This is a genomic window from Acidobacteriota bacterium (assembly GCA_012517875.1).
Classification (GTDB): Bacteria; Acidobacteriota; JAAYUB01; order JAAYUB01; family JAAYUB01; genus JAAYUB01.
The window spans coordinates 1-10130 of the sequence record JAAYUB010000149.1; the positions used below are offsets into that span (position 1 = coordinate 1).

General features: G+C 67.4%; 8 protein-coding genes. 1 reads left to right on the forward strand and 7 read right to left on the reverse strand.

What is annotated here, in order from left to right; translation table 11 throughout:
- The 4 genes from GX414_15005 to GX414_15020 all read right to left on the reverse strand — a co-directional run.
- A partial coding sequence (locus GX414_15005; protein NLI48410.1) for a family 20 glycosylhydrolase occupies positions 1-1727 on the reverse strand: 1727 nt, incomplete at its 3' end.
- A 69-nt stretch (positions 1728-1796) separates the two neighbouring features.
- Positions 1797-4544 carry a hypothetical protein gene (locus GX414_15010; protein NLI48411.1) on the reverse strand — a complete coding sequence of 916 codons (2748 nt, stop codon included), beginning with the start codon at positions 4542-4544 and terminating at the stop codon, positions 1797-1799.
- A 106-nt stretch (positions 4545-4650) separates the two neighbouring features.
- Positions 4651-5721 (reverse strand): hypothetical protein, encoded by a 1071-nt coding sequence (locus GX414_15015; GenBank protein NLI48412.1) that lies wholly within the window; start codon positions 5719-5721, stop codon positions 4651-4653.
- A 110-nt stretch (positions 5722-5831) separates the two neighbouring features.
- A complete protein-coding gene (locus GX414_15020) occupies positions 5832-6566 on the reverse strand; it encodes an MBL fold metallo-hydrolase (protein ID NLI48413.1) in 735 nt (244 codons plus the stop codon).
- Between the two features lie 202 nt (positions 6567-6768).
- Here GX414_15020 and GX414_15025 point away from each other — a divergent pair, with 202 nt between their 5' ends.
- Positions 6769-7038 (forward strand): hypothetical protein, encoded by a 270-nt coding sequence (locus GX414_15025; GenBank protein NLI48414.1) that lies wholly within the window; start codon positions 6769-6771, stop codon positions 7036-7038.
- A 22-nt stretch (positions 7039-7060) separates the two neighbouring features.
- Here the strand turns inward: GX414_15025 and GX414_15030 are convergent, their stop codons facing one another.
- The 3 genes from GX414_15030 to GX414_15040 all read right to left on the reverse strand — a co-directional run.
- A complete protein-coding gene (locus GX414_15030) occupies positions 7061-7594 on the reverse strand; it encodes a tetratricopeptide repeat protein (GenBank protein ID NLI48415.1) in 534 nt (177 codons plus the stop codon).
- A gap of 61 nt (positions 7595-7655) precedes the next feature.
- Positions 7656-9521 carry a RiPP maturation radical SAM protein 1 gene (locus tag GX414_15035; protein NLI48416.1) on the reverse strand — a complete coding sequence of 622 codons (1866 nt, stop codon included), beginning with the start codon at positions 9519-9521 and terminating at the stop codon, positions 7656-7658.
- On the reverse strand, positions 9522-10130 hold a 609-nt coding region (locus GX414_15040), incomplete at its 5' end, for a hypothetical protein (protein ID NLI48417.1).

Genomic DNA, 10130 nt, shown 5'->3' on the forward strand with positions numbered 1-10130 from the left:
CGGTCCAGCCGGATGGGGCCGGCCGCCGACGGTGAGTCGGGGTGCGGCGCGGTGCCGTCCAGCGTGTAGCGGACCACCGCGCCCGGGACGGCGGTGGCGAGCGTCACGGTCACCGGGCCGCCGTCCGCGCCGTCGGTCTCCAGCCGCGGCGGCGGCACCATGGCGGCGATCCCCAGCGCGGCCAGGCGGTCATAGTGGCCGTTCATCCGGCTGGAAAAATCCGCCCAGTTGCGGGCCTCCCGGGGCGACCAGAGCACCTCGGCGAGGCCGGCCAATCGCGGGAACACCTTGCCGTCCACCGCCGGCTGCGGGGCGTACTCGGCCCACATGTTGGCCTCTCCGCCCAGCACCCGCGCCGCGTGCTCCGGCGGCATTCCCGCCGGAACGGGCTCCAGGCTGTAGATCTTGGCCAAGTCGATAACGGACCACGGGTAGTCGATGTAGCAGTGGCTGGTGGGCGAGACGATTACGTCGTTGCCGGCGGCGGCCGCCTCGGCCACGATCCGCTCGCCGAGCCAGCCCCGCCAGTACTGCACAGTGACGCCCTCGGCCAGGCCGCCTTCCATGATCTCATCCCAGCCTGTGACTCGTTTCCCCTTGCCGCGCAGGTACGCGGCGATGCGGCGGATGAACCAGCTCTGCAGTTCCGCCTCGTCCTTGAGTCCTTCGGCCGCTATGCGCGCCTGGCACTTCGGGCAGGCCTGCCAGCGTGTTTTGGGACATTCGTCGGCGCCGATGTGGATGTACTCGCCGGGAAACAGCGCCGCCACCTCGTCGAGCACTGTTTCCAGAAAACGGAACGTGGCATCGTTGCCGGCGCAGTAGACGTCGTCGAACACACCCCAGCGGTGGGTCACCGCGAAGGGACCACCGGTGCAGGAGAATTCAGGATACGCCGCCAGCGCCGCCGTGCAGTGGCCCGGCATCTCGATCTCGGGCACCACGGTGACGTAGCGCTCCTTGGCATAGGCCACAATCTCGCGGATGTCGGCCTGGGTGTAGAAGCCGCCGTACCGCTCGGCGCCCTCGCCCCGCCAGGCGCCCACCTGGGTGAGCCGGGGGAACGCCTTGATCTCGATGCGCCACCCCTGGTCCTCGGTCAGGTGCCAGTGGAGGCGGTTCAATTTGTGGTAGGCCAGGGAGTCGATGACATGCTTCACGTAGTCCTTGCTCATGAAGTGGCGGCAGCAATCCAGCAGCAATCCCCGCCAGGCGAAGCGCGGCTGGTCTGTGATCCGGAGGCAGGGCAGTGCGGTCGGCCCCGGTTTGCCGGTCGCGGCGGACTCGGCGGCGGCCGGGAGGAGCTGGCGGACCGTCTGCACGCCGCGGAAGATGCCCTCGGCCGTCGGCGCCCGGAGCAGGACGCCGTCGGCCCGGATCTCCAACTCATAGCCTTCGGGCGCGAGTTCGGGCCGCGCGTTCTGCCGGGTCAGCCGGATGACGGATGCTGTTCCCGCCTTGGGCGGCCGGTCGGTGATGGTGAGCTTGCCGCCGGCGGCGCGACCAAGAGGGACGGCCAGCGTCCGGGCGATGCGGCGCAGTTCGCGGTCGCCCGAGTCGGTGACGAGGCGCGTGGACCGGCTCAAGGCGAACATGCCCGCGTCCATCTGAATCTGTGCGGGGCGGGGGACCAGTGCCGGTTCCGCCGCGGCCGCTCTCATGCCGGACTGAGGGAACGCGGCTTCGGCGGCTGCCAGTATCAGGAACATCGCCACGACGGAACGCATAGGTCGTCTCCTTGCGCAACAAGAATCCATGTCCAGCCCGCGACCGGCGGCGCGGCCGCGGCCGAACCTTCAGGGCAGGGTGATGGCCACCTCGCCCAGCGGCACGTTGCGGCGGATCTCGCCGGACGGCCAGGGTCGAGGCGGCATGGGCCGCGGGCGGACCGGGCCGGTCGGCGAGAGGTCGAGCGTGACAGCTTTCCCCAGGCGCTGGCGGAAGACCACCCACACGGACGCCGTGCCGGACCAGCCGGCCGACTTCGGATCGGCGCGCAATTGCAGCTCCACGGCGCGGGCGCCGGCCGGAAGGGTGACGGTGTGCCATGCCCACCGGCCGGCCTGCGCTTCGGACCGCACGGCGGACTCCCGACCATCCACGGTCGCGGCGAGCGCCGGCAGGGCGTGCTCCGTCGCGGCTTCGGCCGGGGTGAGGCGCACCGCCAGCTCCGCCGTCGTCACCGAGGAATCCAGCTCGAGGCGCGCGGCGAAACGACCCGGGCCGCAGGATTCCAGCGCGGTTCGGTGGACCGCCTCCGGCAGGCTGTCCCCGTCGGTTATGCCCAGCGCCTGGGGTTGAACGATCCGGCCGTCCACCCGGGCCCGCACGACGCGCTCGGGATTCAACAGGCGGGGTGCGCCCGTAGCGGGATACATCGTCAGGACGCCGGCCGACGCCGGGTCGTCGGCGGCTTCGAACACGGCGCCGGCTACGAGCGGGCCGGGCGCCTCCGCCAGCGGGTAGATTTCGTACACCGCCGTTTCGAAGCCATCCAGCGGGAGGGTGAGCGCGGCGCCGGCGGCGTACAGGTTCGGCGACACCCAGCGCGTGGGGTATACCCGTTCCAGCACCAGCGTGTTCGCTTCCGGGTCCAGACCGTACGCCGGCGCCAGCTCCGTCCGAAGCGCCTGGGCGGTGATGACGGGGTTGCGGGCGACGAGGATCCCCCGGCGGTCCTTGAAATGAACGTACCCGTAGGCCTCGCCGCGGGACGGATCGCCGCCCACCATCTCGGTCTGGGTGAGCACGGGGAAGCGATCGCGCGCCCAGCGCAGGGAGCGGGCCATCGCCTCCCATTCGCCGTCGGTGAGCAAATCGGGCGAAATGTACAGCTCCCACATGCTGACGCCGCGGGCGACGTAGATGAGCGTCTCGTCGGTGAACTTGTCCAGCGCCTCCGCCTCGCCGCCCAGCTTCTGCAGGTGGCCCTTGATGATGCCGTGGGTCATCAGGTTGGCCAGGGGAAACCAGTAGTCGTGGCGGCGGTAATCCTCGTGGAGTACGGTGTCGCGGTAGGTGATGGCCGCATCCCGCCGGCTGATGGAGGGCACGTCCGCCCAGCCGTAATCCTCGCCCTGCATCCAGATCTGGTTGGCGTAGAGGAGCCACCACGGACTGAGCCAGGTGCCGGAGGTGATGTTCAGGAACATCTCCGGGTCCTTCGCCCGCACGGCCCGGCCGAGCGCCGCGACGCTTTCCACCACGGCGCGCCGCGAGTAAATGTCGACGGGGTGGCCGTGGTCCGGTTCGCTGCAACTGAACTGGATGCCGTCCCATTTGAAGTAGCCGATGCCGTCGTTGGCCGCCAGGTCGGTGACACGCTGTCGGAACATCCGCCCGTAATTTCGACCGGCCAGGCAGAACTGGTCGCCCACGGTCTCGTAGCCGTGTTCCCGCATCCAGCCGATCCGCCAGTCGCGGTGGGAGTAGCCGCCGGTGGGACCGAACCAGATGCCGAGCCGAGTGCCGAGCTCGGCCAGCGCGTCCCTGATGGGGGCCAGGCCGTTGGGGAATTCGGCGGACCGGAGCATCCAGTCGCTGCGGTAGACATCCCAGCCGTCGTCCAGGACAAAGGCGTCGAGTGTGAGCCCGCGCTTCTTCACCATCTCCGATTTGAATTGCCCGATGATGCGGAGCAGGTTGGCTTCGTTCATCACCCGGCCGGGCTCCTTGACCATCTCCGGGGCACGGACATCGTACCAGGTGTTGTAGAGAAGGTACGGGCGCAGCGGCGCGACCCGAATCGCCTCCAGGTATTTCCAGAACCAGAGTTTGATGTTGGGGTCGGGGGCCAGGCCGGTGACAGCCGGAGCCCCCTCGGTCCACTCCGGACCCAGGCGCACACCCATCTCCTGGCCGCAGCGCACCACCGGCCGGTTGTCGGCCGTCGAGACGGCTGCGTTTTCAGCCGCCGGGTACTCCAGACCGAAGAATGCCCCGCCGTCGCCGCAGCGGACGGCGACCGGTTGGCCGAACCCGCCCGGTTTGAGCGTCAGAGCGGCGTCGCCGAGGCGGCTGTCCCGCACCCAGATCCAGCGCAGGAAGTGCGGCGCGCCCTTGAGCTGCCTCACGGCCAGCGACCGCCGGAAAAAAAACGCATCCGCATCCAGCCGGTAGGTGAGACGGACCTCCAGGCTGCCGGCGGCATCGCGGAACAGGAGTTCCAGTTTGACGCCGCCATCGGCGTCCTGCCGGCGGTCCTGCCTGTTGAGCACCAGATCGTTCGCCCGCACCATCGTTGGATTGGCCGCGTTGGCCGCCTGGTCCGGCGCCTGCCAGTCCGTCCACATCAGTTCCAGCGCGAAACCGGCGTCGGTGGCGATCGACGGCAGCGGCCGGCCCGCCGCCGACCAGGACGAGCGGGCCTCCAGGCGGTCCTCCACCAGGCGCCCGTCCTCGAGGCGGATGGTGAGGACGACTTGGTCGTTCACCAGGTCAAATCGAGTGGCTCCGACCGCGGGATTCGCGCTCTGCGGGGCGGCGGACCACCACATCACCAGCAGCGGAATCAGCGCGGCTCGGCATGTAGCGTGAATCCTCATGAGTGCTTCCTCGTGGTTCGGATCCTGCTACTCTAGCGGATCGGACGCGATAAATCAACGCGTCCGTGAACGCGAGCCTACATGGAAACGGCGCGTGACCGGGTGATCAGTCGCGGGTCTTGGTTCGGGAGGGGAGGTCGGCGGCGCGATCGGCGACGAGGCGTATCTTTTCGGCGAGCACGCCGGGGTCTTCGAGCGCGAGCCGCTCGGTGGAGACGCGCTGGTTAGCCGTGTAAAAATTCCGCTCCACGGCAGTCCAAAGCCACGGGATCAGTTCGGCCAACTGCGTGCGGCACGCCGAGCCGTCCAGGCGGAGGCTCTCCGTCTTAAACGCCGACTTGTCCCAAGACCCGCCGAACAGCTCCGCCATGTTGAGGCGGCGGTAGGAGGCCATGAAATCGCCGGCTTCGTCATCCATGGCGGTGAAAACCCTTCGGGGATCGGGACCGCCGGGCGAGCCCGAGCGCTGCATCTCGCGCTGGAGAAAGCGCAGGTTGTCCGCCCGCACGGTCATGTCGAAGATTCGGTCGGCGACCACGTACGGCAGCAGGAAGTCGGGGGGCGCGTAGGCGGTCTGCTTCTGCCAGTTTTGGGCGAACGGGGAGAAATTCAGATCAGCCGCCAGCATTTTGATCCGGGCGAACACGCTGCCCCACTCCTCGGTCTCCCGAATAGAGCCGTACCGGATCCGGTCCCACAGCATGTGGTCGAAAAAGAGCCGACCCAGCCGGTCGGGGTTGAACTCGAGCACCCGCCGACGGGACCGGTACCCGGTCTGGGACAACTGATCGAGGCTCAGGCGGACGGCCACCTCGCGGGGACTTTTTTTGTCCAGCCGGATGGAAGCGGCGACCACCTCCCAGCCGTCACGGCCGGGATCGAAAAACAGACCTTCAACCAGGTATTCGCCGCGCGGGAGCAGGACCAATTTTTCGTACGTGAGGACGTTGTCCGAACTGCGGCCGGAGGCCGCCAGCGAGGCCGTTTCGCGAAAGGCCACATGGCCGTCCAGGTTGATGATCACCAGTTGGAGCCGGAGATCGGCGCCGGCGGAGACGAGTAACGTGGGCGCCATGTCGAATCGAAGCAGGACGTGGTGACTGGGTGCGGTGCCGCCGGCAAGCACTGCGCCCAGCGACAGAATCAGGGAGAGCAGGACCAGACGGGTGCGCCTCATGACTATCACCTCCGTTGCCGGCCCCGGTATTCCGACGGGCCTTCTCACTCCGTTAGATGAGCCGTGCTGCAGGAGGTTCATCCGCGCCCGCCGACCGGACCGGCGGCGTGTCAGGGCATGCGCCGCAACCGGACCTCGACGCCCGGCACATCGGCGAGCAGCGGCGGAAGTTTGGCGATGTCGGTGTCCCCGAAATGGTATGGATACAGCACCTTGGGCTGGATCCGCCGCGCCGCTTCGACCGCCATCTCCAGCGTCATGGTGTACGGCAGGTTCACGGGGAGGAACGCGATGTCGACGCCGGCCAGCAGATCCATTTCGGGGATGTATTCGGTGTCGCCGGCGATGTAGACGCGGGTGTCGCCGAAGGTGAGCACGTAACCGTTCCCCTCGCCCTGCGGGTGGAAGGGGTCGCCATTCGGCCGCTTGTGTTTGATGTTATAAGCCGGGACGGCCTGGACGTAAACGCCTTTCACCATGCGCGCGTCGCCGTTGGCCATAACCGTAACGCACTCCAGCCGGTCGGCGCAACGCGCGGAAGTGATCACCGCCGTGTGGGGCGTCCGAATTTCGGCGATGGCGGCCGGATCCAGATGGTCACCGTGATGGTGGGTGATCAGGATCAGATCGGCATCGGGCATCGTCGCGTAGTCGGCCAGCCGGCTCCAGGGATCCACGTGAATCCGTAGGCTGCCCAGCTGCATCAACAACGTGCCGTGGCCGATGAAGGTGATGGTCAACGGACCGGCCGTCGTTTCGAAGCGGTCTTTCTCCAAGGCGGGGCCGGCGGCGGATGCGGATGCGCCCAGCACAACCAGCAGCAACACGATGGACAATGTGCGCATGTCAGCCTCCCATTCGATGCTTCGATCAGTATAAACTTCCGGCGGACTTCCCGCAACGGGCGGCAGGCGAGATTTGAGTTGCAGCCCCGGCGCGGCCATCGGCCGTCATTCGGCTCACACCATCCGGCGGCCCGAAAATGCAAATTCACCTGCGCGGATGTTCCGATTCTGGTAGGATAAACCGGCGGAGAGGAGATCGCCGATGCCGAAGAAAACGCCGACGACACGACGCCTGCCGGACACGTTGAATTCCGAACCGGCTCGCGATCAGGTGGCGGGTCAAGCTTACATCTGCCTGCGGTGCGGCGCGCTTTATGAATCAGTCCACCCGCCGTTCCCGGTGGGCGGGCTCAACTACAACTACGCCCGCCTCGACGACGATCCCGCCTACGACGGCGTCGGCCGGTGCGGCCGCTGCGGCGGACCGCTGTCGCTGGTCCGGACGTCCGGCACCAGCGGCCGCATGACCTGAGCGCCCCGGCCGGTCCCGCGTCTCAACCCCTCGGATTGCCCAGCTGCAGGTCGAAGCGCTTCTTGGCCTCGGTGACCGCGTCGAGCCCCCGCTGCTCGGCGGTCTCCACGGCCTCCTTGAGCAGGCCGAGCAGCAGGCGGGCGCGGTTGGCGGCGGGATGGCGGCAGTCCGGGTCGCGGCTGACGGCCAGGCGAAGGTCGGCGGCGGCCTTCTCCAATAGACCGTGCTTGAGAAAAATCTCGCCGCGATTGACCAGCGATTGAATGTCGCCCGGCAACAGCGCCTGGGCCTGGTTGTATTCGCCGACCGCCGACGCTGGGCGTCCCAATTTATGGAAGATGACGCCCAGCATGGCGTGGACCAACGCGTTTCCGCTATCGAGCACCGCCAACCCCTCGAAGATCATCCGCGCCTCCGCCAGGCGCCCTTGTTCCACCAGGGCATGTCCCGTGTGAAACAAGGCGGCGAGCTGTGTCGGGGTCATGTCGAGGGCCTCGTCGAGGGTGATTTCACCTTTCAGGAACCGGTTCCGTTTGGTTTGCGCCGCGTCAGCCATCGTTCCTCCTCATCAAAAACCGGGAACTCATCCCGGTACCGCCGGCCGGCGGTACCGCTGCTCAAGACGTCGGAAATTCCGGTACCGCCAGGCTGAGATACCGGTTGCGCTCGGTATACATGTAGTTGCGGCCGACAAGTTCGGCCAGCACGTCGCGGACCCGAGCCGCGGTGTTTGCGCCGCCATTGCCGGCAGCGGCGAAGGCCGCGATCTCGGGCAGCGTTCGGATCGACTCACAGAATTCGAACACGCGGCCGGCCAATCCGTCCAGCACCGCCGTCCTCTCCTCGGAATCCGGCGGCCGGCCCAGCGGACGGTTGTCCTTCAACAGGACAAAGCCGGGTCCCTTGCGGCAGGTGAAGTGGATGAAGCGGAGCAAGGCGGTGTCCTTCCAGTGCTGGATGGCCCGGGCCACCGGACCGATGTAGGTCGCCGGGTTTTCCCCTTCCTGCCGCAGGGTGAAGGAGAAGTGGTAGGCCAGATCCCGCAGGTTGACCCGGTTATCCGGGTAGATGTGGGTGTAGAGGCGCTTGGGGCTGAACCCGGCGATCCCCCAGCGCTCCGGGTCGGCGAAGTAAGGGCTGTAGCGCTGCAGGATGACCCGGGCGACCACCTGCGGCGGATCAAGGTGGGTCAGCGACGGAAGGAGATCCATGATCTCGCGGTAGTGCGCCGCGGTTTCCCCCGGTATTCCGAAGAGAAAGTTCCAGCTCACCGACACGCCGAACGTGGCGCACCATTTCAGTGTCTGCAGGTTCTGGATGACCGTGGTGCCCTTCCGCAACCGCCGGAGCAGGTCCGGGTGCAGTGACTCGATCCCGATCTGCAGATTGCAGACACCCGCGTCCCGCAGCCGGCGGATCTGCTGCCGGGTCATGAGTCCCCGCGCCTCGTAGAAGATTTTCAAGCCGTCCCGCCGGCAGTCCAGGCGCGGCACAAGCTCGTCGAAGAACGACGGGGCGAAGGCGTTGTCCACCGCCTCGAAATCCAGGGTGTGATGGCGCCGGGCCTGCACCCGCAACTCGCGGACTACCCGCCGGCCGGGCTTCGTGCGGAAGGTCATCCGCCGGCCGTTCATCCCGCAGAATGCGCACTGCGCCTTTTCACCCCAGTAGCAGCCACGCGCGCTTTCAAACTGGATCAGGGGGCGCACGCGGTCGGCCAGACCTTCCTCTTGCAGCGCACGATAGTAGGCGGTGTAGTCGGGGATGGGTACCTGCCGCATGTCCACGAGCGGGGGCTGCTCCCGGGCGGGGATCACCCGATCGTCACGACGGCAGGAGACGCCGGGGACCGGATCGTAAAGCCGGCCGGACTGGATGTTTCGCAACAGCTGCGGGAAGGACTCCTCGGCCTCTCCCTCCACCACGTAGTCCACCCAGGGGAACGCCCGCAAGGTTTCCAGCCCCATCACGCCGGCGACGTTGGCCCCGCCGAACACGATCAGCGTCGTCGGATGCCGTTCCTTGATCCGTTTGGCCAACAGAAGGGAGCTGACGTGCTGGGTGAACACGGACGTGAATCCCACCACGGGGAAGTCGCTCCAGGGGACCCGCTCAAGACAATCGTCGATGAAGGGTGGCAGGATGTCGCGGACGATCCCGTCGAAGCCGATGCGGCGACCGCGGCCCAGGTCCAGGAGCTCGGGGCCGTCCCGGCTGATCACGGCGGCGGCGCTGTTGTCCAGCTCACCGGAGCCGTAGGGGCCGAATAGATGCTGGGCGAAGAGCCATTCGCCGATCAGCGGGGCGTCAGAGATCGTCTCGTAAATTTTCAAATTCATCGATGCGGCGAGCCGGATATTCAGGTAGAACGACTCGGCCGGGATGTGGTGCCGGTGCAACACCCGCTCCAGAATGCCCAGCGCCATCGATCCCCGCTTGGCGGTGATCCACGGCATGTTGACCAGCGCCACCCGGAACATCACTCAAACCTCCCGGTCGCCTCGTCGGATGTCCAGCCGCTCGTCCAGGGACAGCAGGTTGCCCACCACCCGCTGCAAGCCGTCCAGGGCGCCCAGCTGATAGCTGAGCCGGGCCAGTTTGCCCACGCCATCAGGAGTGAACGGGTCCATCCGGGCCAAATCCTGCAGCGATTCGTCGATGCCGCCCGGCCAGCCGCCGCCGGTGACGGACGCCACGCCGGGTTCCCGGGCGCTGTCGCGCGCCGAGCGTGCTTCGGACAGCTCCCGGACATAGGGGCCGGCGTCCGGCAGGACGCATTTGGTCCCTTCCCAAACTTCGGCCAACTGCCTCACATACGGTCCGGCTTCAAGCGCGATCCCATGATCCATGGCCTGCTGGTCGGACACCTCCTTGACATAGGGCGCGCCATCGGCGGGGAAGAGTTTGCGGCCGGCCTTCTCGGACGCCAGCTCGCGCACGTAGGGGCCGGCCTCGAGGATGATCCCCTGATCCACGGCCCGCTGGTCGGACACCTCCTTGACATAGGGCGCGCCATCGGCGGGGAAGAGTTTGCGGCCGGCCTTCTCGGACGCCAGCTCGCGCACGTAGGGGCCGGCCTCGAGGATGATCCC

Bases quoted from the DNA above. Each gene is read 5' to 3' on its own strand.
- GX414_15020 (NLI48413.1), bottom strand. From the start codon at position 6,566: ATGCGCACATTGTCCATCGTGTTGCTGCTGGTTGTGCTGGGCGCATCC.
- GX414_15010 (NLI48411.1), bottom strand. From the start codon at position 4,544: ATGAGGATTCACGCTACATGCCGAGCCGCGCTGATTCCGCTGCTGGTG.
- GX414_15025 (NLI48414.1), top strand. From the start codon at position 6,769: ATGCCGAAGAAAACGCCGACGACACGACGCCTGCCGGACACGTTGAAT.
- GX414_15015 (NLI48412.1), bottom strand. From the start codon at position 5,721: ATGAGGCGCACCCGTCTGGTCCTGCTCTCCCTGATTCTGTCGCTGGGC.
- GX414_15030 (NLI48415.1), bottom strand. From the start codon at position 7,594: ATGGCTGACGCGGCGCAAACCAAACGGAACCGGTTCCTGAAAGGTGAA.